The sequence below is a fragment of the Methylobacterium sp. 275MFSha3.1 genome, assembly GCF_900108435.1.
Lineage (GTDB): Bacteria > Pseudomonadota > Alphaproteobacteria > Rhizobiales > Beijerinckiaceae > Methylobacterium.
In genome coordinates this window covers 76,000-102,272 of sequence record NZ_FNWP01000024.1, presented here as the reverse complement: position 1 = coordinate 102,272, position 26,273 = coordinate 76,000, and the positions used below count along the sequence as shown (strand labels likewise).

The 26,273-nt window shown below is 60.8% G+C and carries 15 protein-coding genes and 7 pseudogenes; 13 read left to right on the top strand and 9 right to left on the bottom strand.

Translation table 11 applies throughout. The annotated features are described in order from the left end of the window. Nucleotides 1–385: hypothetical protein (locus tag BLW78_RS24610; protein ID WP_210186900.1), on the top strand; the 385-nt coding region annotated here is incomplete at its 5' end. Between the two features lie 527 nt (nt 386–912). On the opposite strand, the gene BLW78_RS24605 is transcribed toward BLW78_RS24610, so the two are convergent. The 4 genes and pseudogenes from BLW78_RS24605 to BLW78_RS24590 all read right to left on the bottom strand — a co-directional run bounded on the left by BLW78_RS24605 (nt 913) and on the right by BLW78_RS24590 (nt 6,159). Then, nucleotides 913–2,589, bottom strand: coding sequence for a methyl-accepting chemotaxis protein (locus tag BLW78_RS24605; protein ID WP_091682648.1), 1,677 nt, complete (start codon nt 2,587–2,589; stop codon nt 913–915). Between the two features lie 472 nt (nt 2,590–3,061). Further along, entirely contained in the window at nt 3,062–3,376 is a 315-nt protein-coding gene (locus tag BLW78_RS24600) for a hypothetical protein (protein ID WP_139307735.1), read from the bottom strand. 174 nt (nt 3,377–3,550) lie between these two features. After that, nucleotides 3,551–4,734 (bottom strand): IS3 family transposase gene (locus tag BLW78_RS24595; protein ID WP_091682645.1). Its coding sequence is split into 2 segments (ribosomal slippage): nt 3,551–4,470 and nt 4,470–4,734, totalling 1,185 coding nucleotides; the frame shifts between segments, so codons are not numbered across the junction. Between the two features lie 226 nt (nt 4,735–4,960). Further along, nucleotides 4,961–6,159 (bottom strand): annotated as a pseudogene (locus BLW78_RS24590) (IS256 family transposase). Nucleotides 6,160–6,482: 323 nt separating this feature from the next. Between BLW78_RS24590 and BLW78_RS30785 the strand changes: the two are divergent. From BLW78_RS30785 to BLW78_RS31835, 6 genes and pseudogenes are all read left to right on the top strand, one after another. Further along, nucleotides 6,483–8,462 (top strand): peptidoglycan-binding domain-containing protein, encoded by a 1,980-nt coding sequence (locus BLW78_RS30785; RefSeq protein ID WP_210186899.1) that lies wholly within the window; start codon nt 6,483–6,485, stop codon nt 8,460–8,462. Between the two features lie 77 nt (nt 8,463–8,539). After that, entirely contained in the window at nt 8,540–10,204 is a 1,665-nt protein-coding gene (locus tag BLW78_RS24580) for a hypothetical protein (protein ID WP_091682644.1), read from the top strand. After that, a complete protein-coding gene (locus tag BLW78_RS24575) occupies nt 10,186–11,865 on the top strand; it encodes a Dyp-type peroxidase (protein WP_139307734.1) in 1,680 nt (559 codons plus the stop codon). Before BLW78_RS24580 ends, BLW78_RS24575 begins: the two co-directional genes overlap by 19 nt. Beyond that, nucleotides 11,862–13,091 (top strand): cytochrome P450, encoded by a 1,230-nt coding sequence (locus tag BLW78_RS24570; protein ID WP_091682641.1) that lies wholly within the window; start codon nt 11,862–11,864, stop codon nt 13,089–13,091. The genes BLW78_RS24575 and BLW78_RS24570 overlap by 4 nt, the downstream gene beginning before the upstream one ends. Nucleotides 13,092–13,213: 122 nt before the next feature. Further along, nucleotides 13,214–13,453 carry a hypothetical protein gene (locus tag BLW78_RS31035; RefSeq protein WP_139307733.1) on the top strand — a complete coding sequence of 80 codons (240 nt, stop codon included), beginning with the start codon at nt 13,214–13,216 and terminating at the stop codon, nt 13,451–13,453. A gap of 2 nt (nt 13,454–13,455) precedes the next feature. Beyond that, nucleotides 13,456–13,587, top strand: a pseudogene (locus tag BLW78_RS31835) (IS701 family transposase); the annotation flags it as partial. Between the two features lie 34 nt (nt 13,588–13,621). Here the strand turns inward: BLW78_RS31835 and BLW78_RS31030 are convergent. Both BLW78_RS31030 and BLW78_RS24565 read right to left on the bottom strand, forming a co-directional pair. Next, entirely contained in the window at nt 13,622–14,707 is a 1,086-nt protein-coding gene (locus BLW78_RS31030; RefSeq protein ID WP_139307732.1) for a hypothetical protein, read from the bottom strand. A 338-nt stretch (nt 14,708–15,045) separates the two neighbouring features. Beyond that, a pseudogene (locus BLW78_RS24565) lies at nt 15,046–15,245 on the bottom strand (transposase); the annotation flags it as partial. Nucleotides 15,246–15,340: 95 nt separating this feature from the next. On the opposite strand from BLW78_RS24565, the pseudogene BLW78_RS24560 reads away from it, so the two are divergent. The 3 genes and pseudogenes from BLW78_RS24560 (at nt 15,341) to BLW78_RS31025 (ending at nt 19,249) form a co-directional block, all read left to right on the top strand. Further along, nucleotides 15,341–16,610 (top strand): annotated as a pseudogene (locus BLW78_RS24560) (IS256 family transposase). Between the two features lie 335 nt (nt 16,611–16,945). Beyond that, entirely contained in the window at nt 16,946–18,148 is a 1,203-nt protein-coding gene (locus tag BLW78_RS24555) for a hypothetical protein (protein WP_210186898.1), read from the top strand. Further along, nucleotides 18,149–19,249, top strand: coding sequence for a hypothetical protein (locus BLW78_RS31025; RefSeq protein ID WP_139307731.1), 1,101 nt, complete (start codon nt 18,149–18,151; stop codon nt 19,247–19,249). It abuts the gene before it with no gap. 58 nt (nt 19,250–19,307) lie between these two features. Here the strand turns inward: BLW78_RS31025 and BLW78_RS24550 are convergent, their stop codons facing one another. Further along, nucleotides 19,308–20,237, bottom strand: a complete 930-nt coding sequence (locus BLW78_RS24550; RefSeq protein WP_107645856.1) for an IS110 family RNA-guided transposase — start codon at nt 20,235–20,237, stop codon at nt 19,308–19,310. A gap of 185 nt (nt 20,238–20,422) precedes the next feature. Next, nucleotides 20,423–20,654 (bottom strand): annotated as a pseudogene (locus BLW78_RS30780) (transposase); the annotation flags it as partial. Between the two features lie 273 nt (nt 20,655–20,927). Here BLW78_RS30780 and BLW78_RS30775 point away from each other — a divergent pair. The 3 genes and pseudogenes from BLW78_RS30775 to BLW78_RS31020 all read left to right on the top strand — a co-directional run. Next, nucleotides 20,928–21,074: pseudogene (locus BLW78_RS30775) on the top strand (transposase); the annotation flags it as partial. A 6-nt stretch (nt 21,075–21,080) separates the two neighbouring features. Then, nucleotides 21,081–21,952 (top strand): annotated as a pseudogene (locus tag BLW78_RS24545) (integrase core domain-containing protein); the annotation flags it as partial. 744 nt (nt 21,953–22,696) lie between these two features. Next, on the top strand, nt 22,697–24,184 hold the full coding sequence (locus tag BLW78_RS31020; RefSeq protein ID WP_139307730.1) for a mitochondrial import receptor subunit TOM20: 1,488 nt from the start codon (nt 22,697–22,699) through the stop codon (nt 24,182–24,184). Between the two features lie 247 nt (nt 24,185–24,431). Here BLW78_RS31020 and BLW78_RS24540 read toward each other — a convergent pair whose 3' ends face one another. Beyond that, on the bottom strand, nt 24,432–26,216 hold the full coding sequence (locus BLW78_RS24540; RefSeq protein ID WP_170855230.1) for a type IV secretion system DNA-binding domain-containing protein: 1,785 nt from the start codon (nt 26,214–26,216) through the stop codon (nt 24,432–24,434). Between the last annotated feature and the right edge of the window lie 57 nt (nt 26,217–26,273).

Here is a 26,273-nt window from a genome sequence, read left to right as displayed (position 1 = left end):
GGCGGCGGTGCTCGGCGCGGCCCTTCTCAGCACCTCAACTGCCGCGGAAGCGCGACGCGCCGCGCTTCGGGCAGACGTCGAGGGTTACGCGATGGCTGCCTGTCTGACCCGGCAGGACGTGCCGTACCTGCGCGAGCAGGGCCATCTGTGGGGCAATGCGATCTTGCAGCGCGGGCACGGATCAGTGGAGGATTGGACCACACTCGCCGACGCCGTCGGCGCAGCAGCCGCGCGGCAGACCATGTCCATGGCTCGAGGCGACGGAGCAGTTCATGACGCGCTGAAACCGATGCCGCTGCTGTTCTGTCACGAACTCGTCCGCAGCCCAGCGGTCCACGCCGCCAAGGTTCGGGCGATGCGGCGCTTGGGACCGGATTACCGATAGACCGACCGTCCCGACCGACGATTTCACAGGCGAGCGGGTGGCAGAAGCGATCAGTGAAGGCGTGGATCTTGGTTGTGCGCCCACCGCGTGAGCAGCCGATATCTCGGCTTTGCTCCTCTTTTTGCCCCTCAGGCGCAGCATTGGGCCTTCGGCGGCGGAGTCGCATAGCACCTGGGAAGCGGTCCGCCAGCTTGAGTGAACGTCCCGAACGACCTGACCTTGCCCCCTTGGCTGCCCAGGGCACGAAGCCGGTTGTAGATGGTCGCGTTCGGCCCGGTGAGGGCCCGCGGTGCGTCCGTCCAAACGTTCGCTTACGGCGGAAGCGCGGAAGCCTACGGCCCGGATCTGAGGCGAAGGTGTCTGCTTTCGGGGCGTGCTTATGGGTGTCCGTACGGCTGCCGGGGGTCGCTATCGGACTGTCTACTCGGGGTGGATTTCCGCCAGTCCGCTTCCACTCGGAGACAAAGCGGAAGCGGACGTTCACACGTTCAGCCAATTGACGGCGCGATAGGAAAGGTAGGGGCAGCTCAGGCTGCGCGCACGGTGGCGAGGAAGCGGGCGACCTCGGCCGTGAGGTGCTCCGATTGGCGCGACAGTTCCGAGGCGGCTCCAAGCACTTCGGTCGCCGCCGCTCCGGTCTCCTCGGCGGCCCCCGCCACGCCGGCGATGTTGCCCGTGACCTCCCCCGTACCCGATGCCGCCTGGGCCACGTTGCGGACGATCTCCTGGGTCGCAGCCCCCTGCTCCTCCGCGGCGGCGGCGATCGACGTGGCGACGTTGCTGATCTCGCGGATCCGCCCGGTGATCCCGCCAATCGAGGCGACGGCCTGCCCGGTCGACACCTGGATCTGCAGGATCTGGCCGGAGATCTCGCTCGTCGCCTTGGCGGTCTGCTCGGCCAGCGCCTTCACCTCGGCGGCCACCACGGCGAACCCTTTCCCGGCCGCCCCCGCCCGGGCCGCTTCGATGGTGGCGTTCAAGGCCAGCAGGTTGGTCTGGCTTGCGATGTTCGAGATCAGGCCCACGACGTCTCCGATCCGGGCGACGGCCGTGCTCAGTTCATGGACCAGCGTGCCCGCTTGATCGGCCTCCCCCACCGCCTGCCGCGCCAGCTCGGCGGCCCCGTCGACCTGCCGGCCGATCTCTTGAACCGAGGAGCCCAGTTCCTCCGCCGCCGCGGCGACGGTGTTGACGTTCGAGGCTGCCTCTTCGGCAGCCGCGGCCACGGCGGACGACTGGGCTGCGGTGTCGGCGGCGGTGCCGCTCATGGTTCCGGCGGTCGCCTGAAGCTCGGTGGCCGAGGATGACACCATCCCGATGACGCCACCGACCGCCGCCTCGAACCCGTCGGCCATCTCGCGCATGGCGCGCTTGCGATGCTCCTCGGCTGATGCTCGCGCTTGCGCCGTCTCCTCTTCCAGCTGTCGTGTGCGGATGAGGTTGTCCTTGAACACCTGCACGGCCGCCGCCATCGCCCCGATCTCATCTCTGCGCTCCGCGCCTGGCACCTCTCGGGTAAGGTCCCCCGCAGCGAGATCGGTCATGAACACCGTCATGGCTCGCATGGGTCGCGCTACGCTTCGCCCTATCAGGGTAGCCAGCAGACCGATCATCATCGCAATGATGGCCGCGCCACCGAGCAGACGCATCAGGGTCGGGCGCATCTGCGCCGCCGTGTCGTCCGCATAGATGCCCGATCCGATGATCCATCCCCACGGAGCGAAGCCTCTCACGTAGGAGATCTTTGCCACCGGCTGATCCAGGCCGGGCTTCGGCCAAAGGTATGGGACGAAGCCCGCGCCCGACTGCTTCACCTGTTCGACCATGTCGACGAATAGGTGCTTGCCAGCCGGATCGACGATCCCGCCAATGTCCTTGCCTATCAACTCGGCCTTGGGATGCAGCACCATGCGCGGTTGCATGTCCTGGATCCAGAAGTACTCGCTGCCCGCGTAGTGCAGGTTCCGAACTGCCGCTACGGCCGCTTGCTGTGCGGCATCGCGGGTCATCCGGCCGGCGCGCTCCTCAGCTTCGAAGTAGGCGAGCACCCCTTGCGCGGTCTCGACGAGGTCGCGCGTCTTCAACTCGCGTGCGTCCGTGACCGTCTGGGACATATCCCAGCCTGCGAGCCCGATCAGCGCCGCCATGCCACCGAGTGCGATCAGGGTGATCAGTTGAAGGCGCGCACCAACGCGGAAAGCCATGAGATCCTGCTACGAGCTGCGCCAGACGGGCGGGTGGGCAATCGTGTTTGGGCGCGTATCGCCGTGCCCGCGGCCTAACGTACAAGGTGGCCGTCGGTGGCTAAATGCATGGCGATGACAGCGGTCTATCAAGCAATGCGGTTAATAAATTTGCTTACACGCTTGGTGTAAGTGCCCAATCATACAATGCGTAGCTGGCCGCCTTCTGAAAGTTAGAGGTACTTTTCGGGATATCGCGATCGAATTGGCGCGATTTTACCAAGAATTAGCTCGTCACCCCTTCTGAGCAACCGCTGCCGGCCAGCCAGCATGACGGGTTACGGGATGCGCCTATCTTCGGCGGGATAGACGGTATGGGTGGTTTTCCGCCCGACCGCTCATGACCTACAGATGCCTCGAAGCGGACATCGCTGCCAATTTCCCTCGCGACCCATTGTTCGGTCTGCTACGAATACCCGACTTGCCGCGTAATTTAGGACTGGTTGGCCACCTCTAGCACGAGGGCCAGCAGCTGCTGACGCTTGTCGGGATCAAGAATGCGCCTGTAGACGTGCAGAAGCGCCTCGCAATCCCGCCCTAAGATATCATCACCGTCGGTTTTGTGCACTGGCATGACGGCAGTGGGCAGATTGTAGAGCTCTGCTGGGGGTACGTGCAGCGCTTCGGCGATTTGCGACACGAGCCGCGTCGCTCCAAAGGGGCGCGACCACGGAGATCCGCAATCTTCAACGTCTTCCCGCACTTGCTCACTCACGGAACTCAACGTTGGCCGCATCCGCTGTCCCATCGGTACCTCCACACTGAGGCAGAACGTCTCCTGTCTTCGATCTTAGCATAGGTTGAATTCTGAGCGACGGTGGGCACATTTTTGGGTTGCCGAGATTGCGACAGGCACAATTTGTGCGATATGTAGACAGGCCCGCCTACTGACCAGCCCCCACGCGGTGGTCCGAGTTCAAAGTTAGTGCAGGGTCGGCCTCTGCTCTACGGGTAGCTTGGCCGACGGAGCCGGTCGGGCGAGCGCAGTCGGCCAAGCGGTCATGGCTGGCACGAACACCTCCGGCGCTGGTGGCTTATAGCCAAGCGCACCGTGCGGGCGGATCGTGTTGTAGTGCCGACGCCAGCTTTCGATGATGATCTGTGCCTCCCTCAGGGTGTAGAAAATCTCGCCGCTCAGGAGTTCATCCCGCAATCGCGCGTTGAAGCTTTCGACAAAGCCGTTCTCCCACGGTGAGCCCGGCGCGATGTAGGCGGCCTTTGCGCCAATGGCCGCAATCCAGGACTGCACCGACTTGGCGATGAACTCGGGTCCGTTGTCTGAACGAACGTGCTCGGGCACGCCGCGCAGGATAAACAGGTCCGAGAGCACGTCGATCACGTCAGCTCCCTTCAGCTTGCGCGCAACGCGGATCGCCAGACATTCGCGGGTGAACTCGTCGACGATGTTGAGCATCCGGATTTTGCGCCCGTCATGGGTGCGCGCCTCGACGAAGTCGTAGGCCCACACGTGGTCGCGCCGCTCCGGTTTGAGCCGGATGCAGGAACCATCCCCGTCCCACAGCCGGCCCTTCTTCGGCTGGCGGCCGGGCACCTTCAGCCCCTCGCGCCGCCAGATCCGCTCGACCCGCTTGTCGTTGACCAACCAGCCGGCCGCCTTCAGCAGCGCGCCGATCTTCCGGTAGCCGTAGCGCCCGTACCGGCGCGCCAGCTCCACAAGATCGGCGGTCAGCGTCGCCTCGTCGTCTCTGCCCCGCGGCACCTTGCGCTGGGTCGAGCGATGCTGCCCGAGCGCACTGCAAGCGCGGCGCTCGGAGACGTCCAGGACGTCCATGACATGCTCGATGCAGGCGCGTCGGCGCGCGGGGCTGGTCAGTTTCCCCGGGCAGCCTCCTGCAGGATCAGCTTGTCGAGCGTGAGATCGGCGATTGCCTTCCGGAGCCGCTGGTTCTCGGTCTCCAGGTCCTTCATGCGCCGGACCTGGTCGCTCTTCAGGCCGCCGTACTCCTTGCGCCAGCGGTAGTAGGTGACCTCCGTCACGCCGATCGTGCGGATCGCGTCCCCAACGCTCTGGCCCTGCGAGACCAGCACATCCACCTGCCGCAGCTTGGCGACGACATCCTCCGGCTTGTGCCGCTTCGTTCCCATCTGTCCGTCCTCATCCTGGCCCGAAAGCCATACCTCAGGGCGGACCACTTCATTGGGGGCAGATCACAGGCGCGCGACCGATTCGTCGCGGATCACGGGATTACATGGAGTTACGTACCTCGAAGTCGTCGGAGGTTTGCCTTTTCCTGCCCCTCGGCGGGTTGTGTCCCCTGGCGTGGTGTAGCTTCGGCGTGGCCACCACGATCACCGGCCGGGGCCGGATTGATCAGGCTGCCAGGTTGGGCAGGCTGACGAGGGGATCATCGCCGATCGGGGCGATGCTTTCCAGGGTGATGTAGCGGGGCGCTGGACGGCCCACTCGTCGTTCTGTTCCAGCAGGATCGCGCCGACGAGGCGTGTGATGGCCGCCTCGTTGGGGAAGATGCCGACCACCTCGGTCCGGCGCTTGATCTCACCGTTGAGGCGTTCCAGCGGGTTCGCGGAGTGCAGCTTGACCCGATGCTGGGTGGGGAAGCCCATGTAGGCCAGCACGTCCGGCTCAGCCTCGTCCATCAGGGCGGCGAGCTTGGGGACCTTCGGCCGGAGCTGATCGGCCACGCGCCGCCACTGCTGACGGGCCGCCTTGGCGTCGTCCTGGGCGAACGCCGTGGCGATGAAGGCGGAGACGACACGCCGCCCGCTGCGCCCGGCATGGGCGAGCACGTTGCGCATGAAGTGGACGCGGCAACGCTGCCAGGTCGCGTTCATCACCTTGGCCACCGATGCCTTGATGCCCTCGTGGGCATCCGAGATCACCAGCTTGACCCCTCGCAAGCCCCGGCGCGCCAGCTTGCGGAGAAAGTCCGTCCAGAACGTCTCGGCCTCGGAGGGGCCGACATCCATGCCAAGCACCTCGCGATGGCCGTCAGTGTTCACACCGACCGCCACGATCACGGCGACAGAGACGATGCGTCCGTCCTGGCGCACCTTCACGTAGGTCGCATCAATCCAGAGGTAGGGCCACTCGCCCTCGATCGGCCGGTCGAGGAACGCGCCGACCCGCTCGTCGATCTCCTGGCAGAGCCGGCTGACTTGGCTCTTCGACACGCCTGTGCCGCCCATCGCTTGGACGAGGTCATCAACCGAGCGGGTCGAGATGCCCTGGATGTAGGCCTCCTGGATCACAGCCGTGAGCGCCTTTTCAGCCATCCGGCGCGGTTCCAAGAAAGCCGGGAAGTACGAGCCCTTACGCAGCTTGGGGATGCGCAGTTCGGCTGTCCCAGCCCGCGTCTGCCAGTCCCGGTCACGATAGCCGTTGCGCTGGACCAACCGCTCTGCGCTCTTCTCGCCGTGGGCCGCGCCGGTCAGGCCACCGACCTCCGGCTCCATCAGGCGTTCGGCCGCAAAGCCGATCATCTCGCGCAGGAGATCTGTGTTGGCGCTCTTCTCCATCAGCCCGCGCAGGGCCATCATCTCGTCGGTCATCGGGGGTCTCTCGGGTTCGAGGTTGGTGCTCGCAACCCGACCCTACCCGGCAACCGCCGATGACCACCCCGCGAGAGAGCCCGCCTGCTACAGCGCTGTGAAGGGCGCGCAGGCGGGCTCTCCCGCTACCGGCGAGCTACACCACCTCCAGGGACACGACCCCCCAGCAGTATGATGGTCGCCTGATAAGGATAATCTCGATTGGGAATGCGCTCGACTGTCATCTTTGCATCTTCCAGTTGCGACAGCTCCGGGTTAGGCTTTCATTTTCGCGAGCGATGAGTCGTGGATAGGGCTCATCGCCGCGATTGGAGGATGTTCTCATGACGAATTGTGTCGTCATTACGAAGACATCGCTTAGGCCAGATCCCGACGACACTTCTGCCGAAGTGATGGGGCTGGATATCGGACACGAAGTTGTCGTCTTACGCGAACTAAAGCCTTGGACCAAAGTGTCGGTCGCTTCTACAGGCGCTCAAACTTATCTGGGCTGGGTCCATTCGGACGCCCTGAAGGAGAACCAAACCAAGCCTATCCACCTCTACGATCAGCCGGAAGGAGAGGGGACGACAGTCATCGGCGACATCGTCGGCGTCCGCTTGCGGCTGCCGCCGTGGAGCAAAGCCGACGTGCGACTGGCGGACGGTCGCGTCACGACAGGTTGGATCTCTTCGGCCGAACCGGGGAGCGGAACGCCAGACCCCGCCGCTGCGGGGCTGCAGCCAGGCGGCAACCTCGTCCTCGGGCCCAACGAGATCTACCGCAGCTTCCTGATTGAGGCCGAGATTCGGACCGAGATCGATGCGGCGGCCATCGCTGCCCTCATCAACGCCGAAGCCGCCAAGCTGCCGAATGGACAGTGGAACAAGGACTCGCAGGCCGGGACCAGCAGCGCCGCTGGCCTCACCCAGTTCCTCGCCTCGACGTGGCTGGGCGAAGCCAAGAAGGCGCAGACGCTGCTGAACGAGTGCGGCCGGGCCAAGGGCTTGTTAACCGCGGCCAACGCGATCGTGGCAGGACGAGAGGCCGAGCTTCTCGCCTTGCGCTTCGATCCACGGCTCTCAATCGTCGCGGCGGCCGAATACGGATTGTTCAACCTGAACGCCCTCATCAAGACCGGCATCGTCGCCGACGAGATCGGCGACGACGAGAAGGCCCGCTTCATTTATCTCGCCCATCACGAGGGCCTCGGAGGTGCACAGGCTTTCCTCAAAGGAACGAAAGTCTACAGCTTCAGCGATTTCGCAACGCAAGTCGGGCAGAGCAAGGCGCAGGCTCTCGTCAACGCGGCCAACGGCAACACGACCCTGGCCTATCGAACTTGGCTCAACGGTTACCTCGATCGGAACATCCAGCCATCCCGTTATCGGAAAAGGTTGGAAATCGGCCCCTCATCGAGCGGCGAGGGCACCAAGGCGCTCGAGCTCTTCGACGGTCCGCCGCTCCTTATCACGAACCTCAGCTCCAACGGGGCCCTCGCCAAGGCCATCCAGTGGAGGTTGTCGGAACTTGGCTACCTCGATCCGCCGGCCGATGGGATGTTCGGCCCCGTGTCGGCTTGGGCGCTTAGCGAGTTTTGCGAAGGGAATGGCGTGTCGCTGCGCGACGGATTCACCCGAGCCGTAGCGCAGAGGTTGCTTGCGCCGGCAGCCCTCCTGCCCGATATCACCCAAAGCGGTACTTGGCTCGACAAAGTCATCGCCTATATGAATGCCAAGTTTTACTTTATCTGCCGCCATCCCGAGTGCAAAAATATCGTCTATCTCGAAGGAGTCGATCCGGACGGAACGCTAAACAACGATGCGTCGAATAGGTTCAACGACCTACGCATCGTTTTCACGATCGGCGCTGACGGAAGGCCGAATCTTGACGGTTCGATATGGGACAGCACAACCGAGCCCGGCCGGTTCTGGACGATGAACCCGATGAACGCCAAGGGCGCCGCACGCATTGCCTTCAATCAGTACAAGGCCTGGGTGGTGGGCACCCACCACCCCAATACCCCGTCGGCACACGAGGCATTGGTCCAGGCCGAGCCGATCAGCGTCTACCGAGACCTGAACAAGGACTTTAAGCGGACAGGCGATCAACTCGACACGGGCCTCTTCGCGATCAACCAGCACTGGGGCTACGATGCCTCGAAGGACGATCTCGGACGCACGAGCGCCGGTTGCCTCGTCGGTCGCACCAGGGACGGCCATCGTAAATTCATGGCGCTCGTCAAGGACGACCCGCGCTACAAAACCAACCATTCCTACCGCTTCATCACAGCAGTGATGCCGGGTGACGAGGTGCTCAAGTGACCGTGCGGATGCGCCTCATCCCTGTGCCGGGGCACAGCGGCGGCGCCGCTCGAGGCGGACCGGCCATGGGACCGAGCATGAGACAGTTGACGCTGTGTGTGCCTTTGGAGGTCAAGCCGGAGAGCTGCAGCCGGCTTTCGGCGCTGATCGAGAACTTCAAGGGGCGCGAGGACGCTTCGCGCACACCCGAAACGCCGAACTTCGCCCGCTTGAAAGTGCAGGTTCCGACCCTGCACTTCATGTCGATGAGCGTATTCCCAGGTGCAGAGTACGATCCGATTTTCATCATCGAGGCGAATATCGACGGCGAGCCCGGGCCTTTCTGGGGCCAGCTCCATGTTGTGGCCGGCGATATGCTCCAAGCCATGATCCGTTGTTGCAAGCGGCCTTCCGACGGAACGGGAGATCTCTATGACGCGGCGACGAAGGGGAAAGCGTCGATTACGGCGGCCGCCTACCTTGAAGCGCGAACGCAATGGCCAAGCGTCTTCCACCATGGGAACCGGGGCCTAACGCGCGACCGGATCCTGGAGGAGCACGCACTGTTCCTCGCCCTCAGCGAGGAAGTCGACCGTCCGGCCAAGGGTTACCACCGCCTCGCCAGGGCGGGCGCGTGCAGCGAACTCCATGCGGGACTGCGGCGCGTGCTGCGACCACGATTTCCTTGGCTCGACCAGGCCGCCCCTAAACGGGTGACCACGCGCGAGTTCCTCATGGACTACATCCGGTTCGTTCGCTTCCTGGTTCTGACGCTGCTTGGCTTGTCGCTTCCGGGCGTGCTGCTCGCGCCCCTCCTGCGTTGGCAACTCTACCTGATCGTCGTCGGCCTTGGAGCAGTCGCCGTCGTAGCGCTTTTGTGGGCGAACCGGAATGCGTTCGTGGGGAAGGAGGTCTTCAATCGTGTCCAGTTGAAAATCTTCGACGGGCAACGGTTGCTATTACTGATGCTGGGTGTCCTCGTCTATGTGGCGCTGGCTGTACTCATCCTCTCGCCCATCATCGTGTTCGCCCACGCCTTCGGTGTGCTGGCAGCAATTCTCCAACTCGGCCCCCAAATTTCGCTCTGGACGGCCGCGCACGAAGTCGTCCGCGCCGTGAGCCTCGGCCTGCTAAGCGTCTTTCTCACCTTCCCGCTCCTTCTTCTCCTCGTGCGATGGAGCGAGATGCGCGACAGCAGCCAGGACGCGCCGCCTGTCGCCGACGACACCCTTCGCGAGATCGTTCGGCGGGAGGACTGGATCACCCAGAACCATATGGGCTCTATCGTACTCATCAAACCAGGGGTGCTTCGGGCGACGATCATCCGCCTTGGCCACTATGGGCTCGGCCTCATGCTGCGTGCGACCGCACGGAATGGATATCTCGGCAACATGCGCACAGTGCACTTTGCGCATTGGGCGTTCCTCAATAATGGAAGCCGGCTCCTCTTCTTTTCGAACTTCGATCACAGCTGGAGCAGCTATCTCGACGACTTCATCGAGAAGGCACATGTCGGGCTGACACTTGCGTGGGGATGCGGCGTAGGCTTCCCGGCGACCCGCATGCTTATCTACGATGGCGCCAGCCACGGGCGACAGTTCAAGGCCTGGGCTCTGGCTTCACGGGCTGTGAGCCGCTTCTGGTACAGCGCTTACCCTAACCTGACCGTTGACCAGATTGAGCGCAATCACCGGATTGCGAACGGGCTTCGACTAACGACGCTGAGCGATAAGGAGGCCGAGGCATGGCTGTCGGAACTGTAGAGACTGCCGACACGCTCTGTGCGCCGCCGAACTGGAAGCTGGCCGAGCCGATCAGAGGGCGCACGCAGGGCCTGATCGCGAGCGGGTTCGGGCACCTGCCCTACGGGCGAGCCCTTTTTCTTGAATTTGTCTGGCCAGCTGAAACGCGAGGAGGGGCTTGGCTGAATGCCCTTGCGGCCAAGGTGACCGTGACGCACGGAGCGCCAGACGAGAAGGACGAGAAGCCGCCCCAGGCGGCGAGCCTTGCCTTCACGTGGACGGGGTTGAGACGGATGGGCCTCGGCAAGCAGGCGCTCGCCAGCTTTTCGCGTCCGTTCCGGGAAGGGATGTTCCAGGAAGACCGCATGCGCCGGCTCGGCGATTGCCGCGCCGGCGCTTGGCTGAAGTCGGTTGTCGAGGGCGGCCCGAGATGGAGCGCCAATACCCCCCGCAGGGATCCCACCCGCGACGAAGCCAAGCCGGTAGGGGGCTATGCCGTCCCACATGCGGCTCCGGCCGAGATGGAGGTGAAGACATCGGTGACCGTCCACGCCCTTCTGCTGCTCTATACCAAAGAGGAGCCGGCGGCGGACGGATGGGCCCTCCAAGTCAAGCAACTGCTCGGGAACGTCGGCGTCGACGTCGTCCATGAACTCGACCTGCTGCTCGATGTCGAGAAGAAGGGCATCAGCCGCGAGCATTTCGGTTTTGCCGACGCCCTGTCGCAGCCGATTCCCTTCGGGCTGAATGTCCCTGTCGATGAAACCAAGCTCGTCCTCATCGATCAGCAGCCCATGCAGAAGGATGAAGTTCACGGGATCCCGCTCGGCGAGATCTTGTTCGGTTACCAGAACGGTCACAGCGAGCCGGCACCTGGGCCGGTGGTGCCACGTCAGATCGACGGGGATCCGGCACAGGAGGATCCTCGTCCCAAGCAGGCGGACCTGCTCGATCATCCTCAGGCCGAAGGCTTCGCCGACCTCGGGATCGATGGCAGCTACCTCGTCGTTCGGGAACTGAAGCAGGACGTAGCCGCGTTCTGGAGGTCCCTCGACGAGCAGGCGGCCCGCATTCGGACCGCCGACCCCGACGCGGATCACGTCACAGCCATCTGGCTGGCAGAGCGAATCGTCGGACGTAGCCTTGATGGACACATGCTCTGTCCCGGCGGAGGCTACCATCCGGCCGACAAGTACGGTCTTCCAGATAGCTCCTTCCTATTTGCCAAGATTGACCCGCAGGCCCGGGGGTGCCCACCGGGCAGCCATGTTAGGCGCGCCTTCCCCCGTGATGCGCTGGCGCCCAGCCCGACAGAGGACAGCCGCCGCGAGATGCTGCAGGCCGCCAACAATCACCGCATTCTGCGGCGAGGTCGCAAGTTCGGTCCCAGATTCATGGTTGATCGCCGAGCCGACACGGAAGACCGCGGCCTTTTGTTTATGTGTCTTAACACGGATATCGAGCGGCAATTCGAGTTTATCCAGCAGACGTGGCTGCTGAACTGCAGTTTTGCGACACTGTTCGACGAGGTCGATCCGCTGCTGGGTCCGGCCGGCAAGCAGACGATCCGAGACGGGCCGCTCCGCCGGAAGATCGATGTCGAGACATACGTTCGGATGGCCGGCGGGGACTACTTTTTCCTTCCGAGCATGCCGGCCATCAAGTACCTCTCTCTGCTATGAGCGCGCTGACCTCGACGGACCCCTACCGGGCACCTGGCGGTGTCCGGGGCTGGCTGACCTCCCGAGTCTTGGCCGCAGCGCCGTTCGTCATGCGCATCTTGCGGAGATGGTGGCCCATCGCGGGCGGCCATTCTATCTGGATCGTCACGCGCTTCGATGATGTCGTGGAAGTGTTCGCGAACGACGCGGCTTTCGGCGTTCCCTATGCCGAGAACCTCCGGGTGATCACCGGCGGAGAGTTGTTCTTCCTAGGCATGGGCGACACGCCCGAATACCGTGTCCAACTCGAGGCCATGCGGTCGGTCGTGCGCCGAGAGGACCTCCCCGCCCTTGGCGATGAGGCGGAGGCTCGGGCCCAGACCCTGGTAGATAGAGCAGGCGGCCGCGTAGAGGTGGTCCAGCTTGTGCGCCGGGTCAGCTTCGACCTCATCGCCTCCTATTTCGGAGTTCCGGAACCGCGGAACGGACGACTCGAAGTCTGGGGAACTAGGTTGTTCGAGTTCCAGTTCACCGGCTCCCTTTCGGATCAAGCCTGGGTCGACGAGGTGTCCGAGATCGCCCGTGCATTCCGGGAGCACATCGATAGCGCGGTCGTCGCGCGCAAAGGCGTACGTGGCCAAACCGACGACGTGTTGGAGCGCTGCCTCGCGAAGCAGGACGACGGCCGGGACGGCTTCTCCGACGCGGAGATCCGAACCGCACTGCTCTGCATGGTGGTGGGGGGCCCGCCCCAGCCGCCGATGGTCGTTACCCAGGCACTGGAGCAGCTTCTGCGCCGGCCAGCGTGGCTTGGGCGCGCGGGAAGCGCGGCGCGGGAAGGCCGCGATAGCGATCTCCACGACATAGTGTTCGAGGCCATGCGCTTCGATCCTTTGGCGCCGGGCCTCAAGCGGCTCGCCCTGACGGACAATGAGGTCGCCGCCGGAACGTCGCGGGCCAGGACGATCCCCAAGGGCGCGACCGTCGTCGCGGCCTTCGCGTCCGCCATGATGGACGAACGCCGCATCGCGGAGCCGCAATCCTTCGATCCCGGTCGCCCCGCCCACAATTACGTCCATTTCGGACACGGGCTTCACGAGTGCTTCGGACGACACATCAACCACGCCATCCTACACCGGATTTTGAAACCACTTCTTGCTAAACCTGATTTACGCCGGGCGGGTGGCCCGCGTGGACGGCTGAAGAAACGCGGCGCTTTCGCCGAACGACTCGAGGTCATCTACTAATGGCATTTGCAAGGACGATCTCAGACTTGATAGTAGCGAGCAAGGCAGGCGGTGTGCTTGGAGGGTGATCCGGGAATGCCAATCTTGGCCTCCTAGACGAAGAGCATTTAGCGACCACACCGTTGAGCGATGAGGAGAGCGCTGATCTCGGCCTGTCCCGCCAGGAGGGACAGGGCGCGGTCGAGGCAGGAGTTGAGCTTGAACGGGAAAGTGCACCGGCCGGCTTCGATCAGGCAGTACAGGATGAAATGATGCACTGCCACCGCCGGGAGGAAAGTCTCGTGCGGAGGACTCGTGAAGATATCGGCAATCTGGCGAGATGTTCCAGCACCTATCGCGCGCCCTGCGGTTCGCCGACCTGAGCGTCGCCGACACTGCCAACGCGTTCCTGGACGCATTACTGTGTGATAGGCGGCGCAAGACTGGTAGCAGCCGAGCCAAGGCCGCCGGTGATCCTAACTTCTCGCACCAGCACGCTATCCTCGGTCGCAGTCAGCGAAATTGGGCCGCAGTATTGGTGTCCCTCTGTGCTACTCGACTGAAGCGACATCCTCCGATGACTTTGGTGCTTCAAGGTAAAGATAAGGAATCTTTTCCGAAGATGGTCTATCAAAATCTATGAGCACCCTGCTCTTTATATCCTTAATGGCAATATTGCTAGTAAGGAACACTCGGACACCGAACGATTTTAGTAGATCTCTTGTTGCTACCTTCCAATCTTTTATCGAGCACAATTGTGCGGTTTGTCTGCATGGATCAGAGGCCGGAAGCAATCTAGAAAATCCGAGCGGATGCCAGTCCTCGGAAATATCGCCAATAAGTTTCGCTACTTCGTCTCTCCGAGAGCATCTGAAGTTTTGAGCAACCTGACAATATTGCTGATAATGATCTTTGTAATTCTCCCAAGCATACGCCGACGGCGTTTCTCTCGCCTTTTCAAGATTGAGCGCAGAATAATCTTCTGGCTGAAGCGCGCGAGATATTTGAAATTTTTCAACAACCGCAGGATCCTGCTCAACTTTAGAAATAACTTGCAGCAATCCCCGAGCGTTCACAGGGTACAGTTTACGGCTAGCTACAGGAAATATAACGGCCGAGACTTTATCTTCTTCATTTAATTCGAGCCCAAGCATGCGAACGGCTTCTGCCGCAGTTCGCCCCCTCAGTTCATCGTAATCCGCCACAAATGTATATTTCTGGTCATCTTTTCCAATTTTTGCCAACTGGTCTATTCCTAGATTATTTTCTTCTGGCTTTCTGGGAATCAACCGAATCAACCACGTGACACGTTCGTTGTTTTGCAACCTTTTGAAAGCCTGCTCAGGTTTAGTGATTTCTCGCACCAATTTCTCAGAATTTTCTTTTCGCCAGGCCACAATTGTTCCTATTGTCGATCCAAGCAATAAGCAAACAGCTCCGGAAATGCAGCAGAGAGAAATTAGCACTTTCTGAAATGATTTAGTTTCATCAGGAGGCGAACTAATCGCTTTGTAAATCGCGTATGACCCAAGCGAGATTGCTAAAATGCCAACCAAAATGAATATCTTCCCCGGATCCCCCTGGGTTGCAGTTTGGACAAGGATTTTAAAAATATCTCCTAATGTAATATCTTCCATGGCGCGACTCCCTTTTATGTAGCCTCTCCTAGCTTACCAAGTATGACTTATCTGATAGGCAGCACTGACATTTTTATTTTGTCATCATACTGGCAAGGGCACTCAACCGTCATCAGAACAACATCCGTTTCCTGCTCAAGAGACAAATATTATTCTTCTGGTATTGCCCGGGACACATGCTGTTCATTTGGCACACATCTGACCGCTTTTACGAGCATACTTATCTGAGAAGACGCATGTCAATCGACTCACGTGACGAGAATCATCGGACAACCCAAATACGGCTCTGACGCTGAGTGCTGACCTGACCGATATTTTGGACCGAGCCAATCGAGAGGCTACTGCATGGTCGCGGTCATCGGTAGCCGGAAGGCCAGATCCGGGTAGCTGACGGGCGCAGGTGGCCGATAGCCCAGCGAAGAATGCGGCAGACGCGGTTGTAGGTGGTTTGCCATAGACCAATCACGATCTGCGCCTCCTTCAGCGAGTAGAAGATCTCTTGGCGTAGGCACTTGTCACGAAGCTTGCCGTTGAAGGAGCTATGCGGGAGATTGGGTGACGACGGTGAGTTGAAGGCGGCGTATCGAGGCGGGTGTCGAGCCTGCCAGAACCTCTCAGTGAGAGCGATACGCCATGGAGACACCTACCAACGTCGTCCGACTTCGTCATCCCGAAGACCTCGACGATCCCCTGACCGAGGTGCTGCGTAGCGGCGCCCGCCGCCTGCTCGCCCAGGCTGTCGAGATGGAGGCGGACGCGTTCTTGAGCGCGATGCAGGACCTGCGGCTGCAGGATGGACGGGCCCGGCTGGTGCGGCACGGTCACGGGCCGGAGCGGGCGATCCAAACCGGCATCGGCCCGGTACCGGTCGCGCGGGTCCGTGTCCGGGTTCGCGGTGCGAGCGGGTCTGAGGACCGGGTCCGATTCACCTCGACCATCCTGCCGAAGTGGGCGCGGCGCACCCGCAACCTGGATGCGCTGCTGCCGGTCCTGTACCTACGCGGTGTCTCGACCGGCGACTTCCAGGACGCGCTGGCAGCCCTCTTGGGTCGTGACGCCCCGAACCTGTCGCCGGCCGTCATCGCCCGGCTGACGGCGACGTGGGCAGACGAGTATGCCCGCTGGCAGGGCCGCGATCTCTCCGCACGCCGGCTACGCCTACGTCTGGGCCGACAGCGTCTATCTGCAGGCGCGGATGGCCGAGCAGGCCGAGTGCATGCTCGTGCTGATTGGGGCGACGCCCGAGGGTCGCAAGGAGCTCGTCGGCTTCCAGGTGGGCGTGCGCGAGAGTGCCCAGAGCTGGCGGGAGCTGCTCGTCGACGTGAAGCGGCGCGGGCTGTCGATCGCGCCCGAGATCGCGGTGGGCGACGGCGCTCTCGGCTTCTGGCGGGCGCTGGACGAGGTCTTCCCCGGCACCGCTCACCAGCGGTGTTGGGTCCACAAGACGGCCAACGTCCTCGACAAGGTGCCGAAGTCCATCCAGGCGGCGATCAAGGCGGACTTGCGCGAGATCCACGGCGCGCCGACCCGGGCGGCAGCCGAGGTGGCGCTGACCGTCTTCATTGAGAAATACGGGACCAAGTACCCCCGCGCCGCTGCCTGCCTGACCAAGGATCGGGAGGCGCTGCTGACGTTCTACGACTTCCCGGCCGAGCACTGGGACCACCCGCGCAGCTCGAACCCGATCGAGAGCGTGTTCGCTACGGTGCGGCATCGGACCGTGCGGACCAAAGGGGCGCTCTCGGCCACGACCGCCAAGCTGATGGTGTTCAAGCTGGTCATGGCGGCGTCGAAAACCTGGCGCCGGCTGAAGGGCGAAAACCAGTTGCCGAAGGTCGTGGCCGGCGTCATCTTCCGCGACGGGACCGAGGTCGTCGCGAGCCCAGATCACCGCGCCGCCTGACCACCGCCGTCACCTAAAATCCGGCATAGCTCCGCAAGGAGAACAGCGCCAGCATCGCGACCACCGCGGCCCAGTTCGGGATCTCTTCGGCGAGTGTGAAGCGTGCGTGCAGAGCGACCGTAGCGAAGGTCGCGAATCGAGCGACGGCCTGAAAATCGATAGCTCAGCAGCACGGCTCGTTCCATCCAAAATTATGGATAGCCAATAGCCATTCTGATGCGCTCTGCGAGCGGGCTTGACGATCGTCCGCATGCCGTCACAAGGAACGACTCACGAGCTGTGAAGGCTAGGTCCTGCCGGACTCCCTTGCATCAGCGATGATGGATGAGGCGGCAATGGCAGTGACGATCCTGGGGACTGCGACAGACGTCAGAACGGGTACGTCCGTTGTATACACGCAGATGAGCATTCCCGAGTACCTCGCGATTGTCGGCAAAGAGTTCGAGGATTTTCACCTTCAGCGGAGGCGTGAGTCCCACAAGGCCTACGAACGCCTCAAATTGGATATCAGTGAAGGAGCGTTGCTTCCATCCATTACTCTCGCTGTCAAACCCGAGAACGTTAGCGCGATCCTCCCCGTAGTGGAGTGCTATAGGAACGACCCATCCACAGCGGGACAGCTGGCCGCAGTACTCAACACTCCTGGAAGTGTTGATATCCTCGACGGTTTGCAGCGCACATATATCATGCGCGATTTATCAGATGACGGACAATACTTCAAGGAAGGTCAACGCATACTAGTCGAATTCTGGCTGGAAAGCGAACTTCACAATTTGATCTACCGGATAATCGTTCTCAACGCCGGGCAAAAGCCTATGTCGATCCGACATCAGCTGGAACTATTGTTTGCGTCACTGCAAGCTTCGATCGAAAAGAAAATTCCAAATATAGAAATCTATCGAGAACGAGATGCAACCCGCCGGACCAGGCCCAGAAAATTTGCATTCAATATTGTTGTCTCTGCCTACCAAGCAATGGTCACCGCTTCCCCGGAGCTGCAAAAGCATAACATCGTTGCCAATCAGCTTATGGAGAGCAGCGCTCTCGACATGGGTGAATCTGCGTTATCGCAGCAATTCGACGTGTTCATTGAGACTTTGAAACTCTACGCGGATTTAGACACTGAGGCGTTCCGCGTATATCGAGCGGCCCCAGCTGCTGATGTCGAGCAAGGTGCCGACGTCTCAGCTTCAGGCGACGGCGAGCCGCTTACTCCCGCCGACCAACATAACTGGCTCTCAAGCGAGAATGTTATGGCGTCTTTCTTCGCGGCACTCGCCCAATTCTCGACGAACGAGAACCGCCGTCAAAGAGCCAATACGGCACTTGGCGCGCTCAAAAATCAGCTCACCAATGCGGCCCCCGGCACTGACCCACTTTCGCTGGAGACATTCAATCGACTGCGAAGCGGCATTAGTCCGAGAAAAGTGAATGTTGGCGTGGCAACCCGGCGCCTCATTACGAACGGCTTTAAAGAGTATTTCAGAGATGCAGGAGAAACGCCTCTCGGCGAGTGCTGGAACCAGGCGGCCGAATAGATGACACCGCAGGAGATCCGCGAAGCAGCAGCTCTGCAGTTGCTGCAGATTATTGAAGAGGTCGATCCATCGACAGCCACGCTCGAGGATGGTTATCTCGTTGTAAGCCGCCGCGCTGTAATGCCATTGGATGGAGTAAGTTGGTCGCTCGATCGCACCAATGATTTAGAAATCTCTGATGAGCATGGAGTTATATTCGGGACTCTGTGCCTAGTAAGTGGCAAGGGCCCATACTCTATCGAAACAATGACGAGGTGGCAGTACTCTGCCTACCTCGCGGACTGCATTCGTGGGGCGGTGGGGAGCGAGACGCATCAATTCACGCGCGACTACGCAGTGATAGACGCATCCGAGTTGGAAAGGTATGTAGCCGATTACAAGGCCGGTTCTGCTCTGTGGGGCGGCTTTCATCATGGAGCATCATCAGTTCCCTACGCAGGATGGAAGCGAGATATAGTCGCTCGCCCGAAGGTAATTCTCGCGACCGAATATCATCGCCGATCTTTCATGCTGACCGCTCTCGCAGCGAGTCCTCAGGAGCAGTATCTAAAGTTATATCACACAATAGAACTTTTGTTTGATTACGTAACATTTAGAAAACTTGTCAAATCTGGAAATAACCTTGCCGGTTTTGGTAAGGTAATGTCCACTTATCAGAGAAGTGAATTGGACAAGCTTAAAGCTATATTCAAGGAATATTGTGAAAATCCCCGAGCTGTAGCATCCAAAATGCCTGCACTCGCCCCATATTTAGATCGCGCTGAAGATATGTTTCAAGCACATAGTAAAGAAGGCAATCCACTGGGGACTGATGACCAATGGGCAAGGTTTTGTGATTTAGTTCGCTCAGGTGCAATTGATTTTGAGGATTTCAAGCGCGTCAAACTTTGCCAAAAAATAGATTCATATGATGAGTTTATAACGAAAATCGCGGCATACCATGTTTATAGAATTAGAAGTTCAATTGCCCATAGTAGGATTGGGGAGTATGTTTTATCTGAGAGCGATAACGATTTCATCACGACGTATGCGATTCCACTCATTGAGGAGATCACAATTCAGATCTTCAGCGGGGAGGGCATGTCAGAATTGGTACGATAAAATATCTCTAATCTTACTGACATCTTGGACCGAGCCGAGTGAGCGACTGTCTTGGCGGTCAAGCGGTTTGCCATGGCGCTCCGTCCCTCAGGATGGCGTTGAGGATGGTGATCAGCTTCCGAGCAGTGGCAATCAGAGCAACGAGCTTGGGCTTGCCGGCCGCGATGAGCCGGTCACGGACGGTTTTCAGCGCGGCGTTGTGACGGCTGGCCACGAGGGCGCCCATGAACAGTGCCGTGCGGACGGGCGCGCGACCGCCCGCGATAAAGCTCCTGCCACGCCACTGACCGGATTGCCGCGTCCAAGGGGCCAAGCCAACCAACGCGGCGACTTGCTTTCGGTCAAGGCTCCCCAGCTCGGGCAGCTCTGCGATCAAAGTCCGCGCGATCGTCGATCCGATGCCGGGCACAGAGGTCAGAAGGGTCACCTTCCTGCCCCATGCCGGGGACCGGTCTACCGCTGCATCAATCGCGCGGTCGACCACACCCCGCTCCTGCTCCAACGCCTCTATGACGCGCCGGACGCTGTCTCGAATGCAGGATGGAGCTTGGCTCGCTCGCTGCCGCTCAGACGCAATCAGACCAACGATCTGACGGCGTCTCGTGACAAGATCAGCCAACGCCTGAGTCTCGGCATCGGCCCGTGCGCGAACGGGCTGATTGGTGGCCGCCGCGAACCGGGCGATCACCGTGGCGTCTATGCGGTCGGTCTTGGCACGTTGGCCCAGCGCGTGAGCAAAAGCACGGACCTGTGCTGGGTTCACGATCACGGTTGGCAGCCCGCAGGTGGTGAGGGAACGTGCCACCATGACTTCCAAACCGCCGGTCGCCTCAAGGACGACGAGCTTCGGCTTCAGGGACCGGAGGCGTTCGCACAGCTGCTCCACGCCCTCGGTCGTACGATCAACGGCGAAGTTTGCCCCTGCGGGATGAACGTGAATATCGAGGCGGTCACGAGCCACGTCGATCCCGACAACAGGAGCGTCCATCTGATCCCATCCTTGCGCAAGCGGGCTTCGCGTTGAGCGGCCCAAGCGACTGTTCGGGTTCGATGGAACGGCGGGCGAGGACCCTGGCTCACTTGCGGGCTTGGTGGCCCCAGAGGCTAACGGTCTCTCACCCGCCACCGCGCCGAGGAGTATACCCGACGCGGGATGGATCAAGTTACAAGAGGCTACTGCACGGCCGCTGCCATGGGTAGCCGGAAGGCCAGATCTGGGTAGCTGACGGGCGCCTGGGGGCCGATAGCCCAGGGGCGAGTGCGGCCGGACGCGGTTGTAGGTATTCTGCCAGAGGGCGATCACGGCCTGGGTTTCCTTGAGCGAGTAGAAGATCTCCTGGCGCAGGCACTCGTCGCACAGCTTGCCGTTAAAGCTTTGACAGTACCACGACCTCGGCGAAGGTGCGGCGCAGGTCCACTCCGATTACGCGTCGCGTGGCTGCTCCTCTCGTTGCCTCAGGAGGGGAGCTGCGGGCGACACGACACCTACGGATCCGCGCTCACGGCGCAACCGGGCAAGTCGCAGAGGCGGCCAACTACTAACGCGAGCTCGCAGCTCATCGTATACCTCGGCCTGCCCGCACCTTCGTGCTGCCGGTGCCTCTGTCCCGGATGGTCGCACCATACGCCAGGACCTGCGTCCCGGCCGAGTCACGGCACCGCTATCTTCATACCCGTTACGAACGCCATAAAGACCCTGAACGCCACGCTGCGCCGGGCCGAGCGCGCCCGCGGGCAGTTCCCGACCGACCAGGCCGCGCTGAAGCTGCTCTTCCTGGCCTTGAACCGCTTCGAGAAGGCGTGGAAGATGGGCCCGCATGAGTGGTTCGACGGGCGGTTTGCGGTGAAAGCGGTCGCCGACACGCTCGGCGTGGCCCGCTCCCACCCGGCCGAGCGCCTGAGTCGACCTGCTCGGTCGCGCAGCCTCTACTACTAGCCCGAGGAGGCGCAGCTGCTGCTGACGATCCGCGCGATCGTCGATGCCCGCCCGAGCTACGGCTATCGCCGCGTCACCGCACTGGTGAACCGGGCCATGCGCTCGCGCGGCGATGCGAGCGTCAATGCCGAGCGGGTGCTGCGCATCCTGCCGTCGAACGGGCTCACCCTCGCGCCGTACACCGCCCGCCGGCCCCGTTGCGCTCGAACGTGGAGCGGGTAGCTCGGATCACCTTGAACTGCGCTGCCGGGACGGTGCGATCGTGCGCGTGTTGTTTGCCATCGACGCTTGCGACCGTGAGATCATGGCGTGGTCGGCGACCACGACAGGCGTCTCGGCCGAGATGGTCTGCGACCTGCAGCGTGGCAGTCAGGATGAGACCACACGGGCTCTCATTCAGATCGTCGCGCTACAGCGACCTGATGATCGCCTGCTGCGAGCGCCGGTTCGGCGCGACGAAGACCCCGCACCCAGTCGAATGGCTGTCCGACAACGGCTCCGCCTACATCGCCAAGGAGACAGCGCAGACGGCCGCCGCGCTCGGCCTACGGTTGCTGTTCACTCCGTTGCGTTCGCCGCGGAGCAAGGGCATCGCGGAGGCGTTCGTGAAGACGCTCAAGCGCGACTATGTCCGCTTCGCCATCTTGGCCGACGCCGAGACCGTGATGCGGCTTCTGCCGGCTTGGTTCGAGAACTACAACACCGTCCACCCGCACTCCGGCCTGCGCATGCTCTCGCCCCGAGAGTACCTCAGCCGGAGCGCCTGAACCCGCTCCGCTGCCTGTCCGGTCAAAGAGGGTGCACTCCATCTGGATGGAAGCTGGGTGTCCCCAAGATGCGCCAGCACCAAAGGTGCACAGGTGTGCATCAATCTTGAATCTTTTTGAAGCATTTTGCAGCTGTTCGAACGGCTTCAAATTGCTTCGAATTGACGCGATTTCCGTGTGAGGTTCACAAGGGCCGATCTGTACAGCGGTCCATATGGACGCTGACGAACTTCGATCGAGCTTAGCGCGACTGGCTTCCGACCTCACCCTCGCGGGAGAGCCGATTGCGCTCGACGCCGTTGTTTCGCGCCATCTGCATGTGTTGCAGACTGCGCGCTCGGCAAAGTTGCGCTGGGCTAGTATTGCCAAGATCCTTGCCACAGCCGGCGCGCGAAGACTCGATGGCGGCCCAATTTCGGCTGATCAGCTGCGTGCTAGCTATTCACGGGCCGTCCGCCAGAGATGTTGGTCTACCAGACCGGATCGGGACGCCTCGGAACGTATGCCGTCCGGTGAAGAACGCTCGGCATTAGCGCTACCGCGGGGCGATACAATTGTGCGCCGCCGGGATCGAAAACCCGACATGGACAAAGCCGAGGCAGCCGAATCACTACTCCAGCGACACGTAGCGCCTTCCAAACGGCCACCAGTTCCGGATTTTACGGACGCAGAGCTCGCATTAGCTCGCGCTCGCCTCAAGCCCGAAAAGCGCTGAAATCAGACCTTAGATACGGGAATTATAGTATGGCGTTTCGCGCAAATCAACAAAACGATCAACAAGATGAAAATCTTCTACCTTGGGAGCAAATTGAATATATTAACGATCAAGAGACTATCGTTGCTGCTCGTAGTAATATCGATTATGTAATCTATTTTGATCCGGCAAGGCGTAGAAAAATATCATTCAAAAGTATCATACGAGAGATCAGAAAAGAAATCGCACCCCGATACCGCCGGGTGCGTTTCGTGCCCCTAACATACGACGATGTCGTAACGCGCACGCCATTTCTGACGTCGAAAGATGAAAAACTATTTATGGAGAAAGGTTACAGAACATCTCCGGCGAGCCTTAAGAACTTAGCTTCAAAAAAACAGCCTCGACCAAAAAATGAAACACGGATGGAAGCCCTAAAAGTAAATTTCGATAGCTTTTACGGCCTCTTCCTTAAAACAGACGCCTTTCTTGAAGCGATGAAGTATCTTACACCAACCTCATATCTCCCAGATTGGCTGAATAAGCCCACGGAAGATATACTTTTGCCGATTTGTGGATCTAGAGAAAACTGGAGGAAAGGTGATCCCGCCATCAGAGTAACAAGACAAGCCGGTTTGTGGGTTGGTTGCGACAATTTCTCAGTCAGTCGAAAGATCTATCCTTCTATCGCTGCCATCTATGGAACTGCTGTAGAGCAAGGTGGGAAGGCTGGCACCCGCTGGTACGGTCTGACACATGGGGAACTCAAAGCTCAGCTTTCGAGAGAAATGACCGGCTGTCTGATGGCACGTTGTGATGAATTCGAAGCCTCATCGATTGCCTTGTTTATGTGCCAGAATATCATGAGGTTGAGGCTTTCGGCAGAATTGACGCGAAGGATATCAATGACTATCCGGAATGGTCATACAAACGAACTTACCACAGACGCACACGAAGATTCGGAACTGAGGGATGAGATTTACGGCAAGCACGACATCGACCCTGAAACGAACGATATATCTATCAAACGCTGGCAACCTAGCCTCGTAGATCGCGTCTTAGTCGCTTTTTACGGTGGAAGTGTGCCTATCCCACATCAGACTCGTGCTTGCGAATGGCTTAGGATTGAGCGTCTAGCTCGCTGGGCAGGAGCCCTGCGCCGAAACTGTCAAGCCACTCTGGACCTTACGACGTCCGCGGATATCGTTGGTGTGTTTTGTCGGCCGTCTCCAGAATTCCAGGATTTGTTTGACTCACCTGATGCTTGGTCCGCGTTCAGAACACTTGAGTCTTTCCTCAGCAAGACTGCGTGGGAAACGATCGAGAGAACTGCAACTGTTATTGTCGAGCAATCGAACAAATTCACTGTCTCATACGTCTTAAACGATCATGGGCATCAAAAGTCCGGGGCCCACGTCGATATCGCACAACGTCACGTGACCGTAGTCGGCCCCGCCCTCCTGCTGCCGGTCGACAACCTCGAAAGGCTTCGAACATCCGTAAAAACGATTTCACCGCGCGGATTGTACGCCATCTGATCCCGCGTGGAATGGTTTCGCCTAAGCTTTGCGGGCGGATCTCGGCAGGTTAGTCCTTTCATGTTCTTCTTCTCGGTTCTGGCGCCGCTTCTAGCCTTCGAGCGCGTCGCATTACTTTTTCCGTTCTTGCGGCAACGTAACATCATTGCACTCCTATCTGGATGACAACGGAACTCGCGCGGGGGTGCGTCACCTCCGCTGGCCGTTTCATCATTGGAGTTTAGGCACCCCGTAGAGGTGTCGGTCGTCACGCAATGCCACCATCGCTTCGAGAGATATTTTCTGGGATCCGCCTGTGCGGCACGGCATCATCCTTGGAGCTGGACCTGCGGGGAGTGGTCAGCCACCGTGCGGCGACGTAGCCCTCACGTTTCTTCGGCCAGATCGTCAGCGGCCAGTCGAGTTCGTAGACATCGCCGAGACCGGTAACGACAGCGCGGAGGCGCTTATGCGTCGGGTCGTCTGGATCGGTGCCGACAAGGCGTACACCGAGATCGCGGGTTAGCGCGGTCGTCGACAGAAGCGGCCGCTCCCCGCGTTCAGTCCGGTAACGACCCTTGCGATCAGCCTCGCCATTGCGCTGATGCCAGATGAGCGTACGGCGCCCGATCAACGCTTCAGCCCGATCTGCCGAGGCCCCCATAGCAAGTGCGGAGAAGATCCGAAGGCGGAACAGATCCTGCACAATTTGACCGTTTTCGGTACCGTATAGAGCAGAGAGCTGGGTGAGGCTCTGAACGGCGGCGTTAACCACGAGGCCCTTCTCCCTCCCGAGCGCTAAAGCGCTCTCAATCCGCGGAATCCGGCCCAAGGACGCAAATTCGTCAAGTATAAAATTTATCCGTCTATTAATGCTTACGGGCAAGCTCGGGTCGCTAATTCCAGTCAATACGCGGCCGAGTAGGACCGTTGTGATCAGCCGCGACAACTCCTCATACTCAGGCGAAGTCTGTAGGATGACCGTTCTCGGGCCGTGACCACGCAGCCATTGCCTGATTGAAAAGCGCCGATGCCGCGGCGTTGCAGCCCACGCCAAAGCAAGCGGACGCACGCTGGAGAGCGCGCCGGACCACAGTGTAGCCATCACCCCGAACGTGGTGTTTCCGATCCCGTCCTCCCCCTGTCCGAGCAGGGGACTGGCGGAGAGATCAAGCCTAGCGACGCGTGCCTGGATCGCCCCCGGCTCGTCGAGCAGGCGGAGGAACAGATCCATGAACGTCCAGGCCCGACCGCGCTCGGCGACGAGGTCGTGCAGCACGTCGATGAACACAGCCCGCGCACTCTGCGCCCAGAACGCGCCACCCTCCGACATCGGAATGACGGCCGCGGCGAGGTCCATGTATGCCGCGTCGCCTACAAGGTCGGCGCCAGTGTCCCAGGCCCAGCTATCGGCGTGATGAGCACCGATCAACACGGCTTCGCCGGGCGCGAAGGACTGAGCGACATCACCCTTCACACAATGCAGCAGGACGCGGTCTCCGCGCGCTATGGCTTGGCTGGCGAGGGCCCGCAGGATGTTCGATTTGCCCGAGCCCTTGTCACCGACGATGAGGAGGCCCATCCCCTCGGCCTCACGCGGCAGGCAAATGCCTGGCGCGAGCCAGAGGCCTTTCTTGCTTCCTGCGCCGTATTGCTCGGTCAGCCGCTCGGTCAGCGCGCGGGCGGCATCCTCATCGCGATAATGACGAGGTTCGTCAGCGTGTGGCTGTACGACGCCACAGTCACTCAGCGGCGTGTCGCGGAAGGCGCGGCAGCCGGCGACCAACCCGGCGACGATCGCGCAGAGCAGAGCGAGAGCAGCGCGACGCTGGAGACTCAGTTCGACCCAGGGCAGGTCGGCACGAGCGAGGATGTGGAGGACCGGAACGCGCTCCGCACCGTCCCAAGGGCCGACGAAGGGCGGCGCTGCGATCGTCAACGCGGGCATCGCTGCGGCCGCGACCAGAACAAGAGTGAGAAGTGCGGTTTTGATCGCCGGCTCCAAAGAGCGGCGGGGCGCAGTGCCGAGATGTTGCAGGACTGGTGTGAACATCGCTTGTTCCTGGACAGGAATGGATGCTCGCGGGCGCGCAGGCGCGTCCGCGAGCAC

Bases quoted from the DNA above. Each gene is read 5' to 3' on its own strand.
- BLW78_RS31025 (WP_139307731.1), top strand. From the start codon at position 18,149: ATGACACCGCAGGAGATCCGCGAAGCAGCAGCTCTGCAGTTGCTGCAG.
- BLW78_RS24575 (WP_139307734.1), top strand. From the start codon at position 10,186: ATGGCTGTCGGAACTGTAGAGACTGCCGACACGCTCTGTGCGCCGCCG.
- BLW78_RS24570 (WP_091682641.1), top strand. From the start codon at position 11,862: ATGAGCGCGCTGACCTCGACGGACCCCTACCGGGCACCTGGCGGTGTC.
- BLW78_RS24540 (WP_170855230.1), bottom strand. From the start codon at position 26,216: ATGTTCACACCAGTCCTGCAACATCTCGGCACTGCGCCCCGCCGCTCT.
- BLW78_RS31020 (WP_139307730.1), top strand. From the start codon at position 22,697: ATGGCGTTTCGCGCAAATCAACAAAACGATCAACAAGATGAAAATCTT.
- BLW78_RS24555 (WP_210186898.1), top strand. From the start codon at position 16,946: ATGGCAGTGACGATCCTGGGGACTGCGACAGACGTCAGAACGGGTACG.
- BLW78_RS24580 (WP_091682644.1), top strand. From the start codon at position 8,540: ATGAGACAGTTGACGCTGTGTGTGCCTTTGGAGGTCAAGCCGGAGAGC.
- BLW78_RS24550 (WP_107645856.1), bottom strand. From the start codon at position 20,237: ATGGACGCTCCTGTTGTCGGGATCGACGTGGCTCGTGACCGCCTCGAT.
- BLW78_RS31030 (WP_139307732.1), bottom strand. From the start codon at position 14,707: ATGGAAGATATTACATTAGGAGATATTTTTAAAATCCTTGTCCAAACT.
- BLW78_RS30785 (WP_210186899.1), top strand. From the start codon at position 6,483: ATGACGAATTGTGTCGTCATTACGAAGACATCGCTTAGGCCAGATCCC.
- BLW78_RS24600 (WP_139307735.1), bottom strand. From the start codon at position 3,376: ATGGGACAGCGGATGCGGCCAACGTTGAGTTCCGTGAGTGAGCAAGTG.
- BLW78_RS24605 (WP_091682648.1), bottom strand. From the start codon at position 2,589: ATGGCTTTCCGCGTTGGTGCGCGCCTTCAACTGATCACCCTGATCGCA.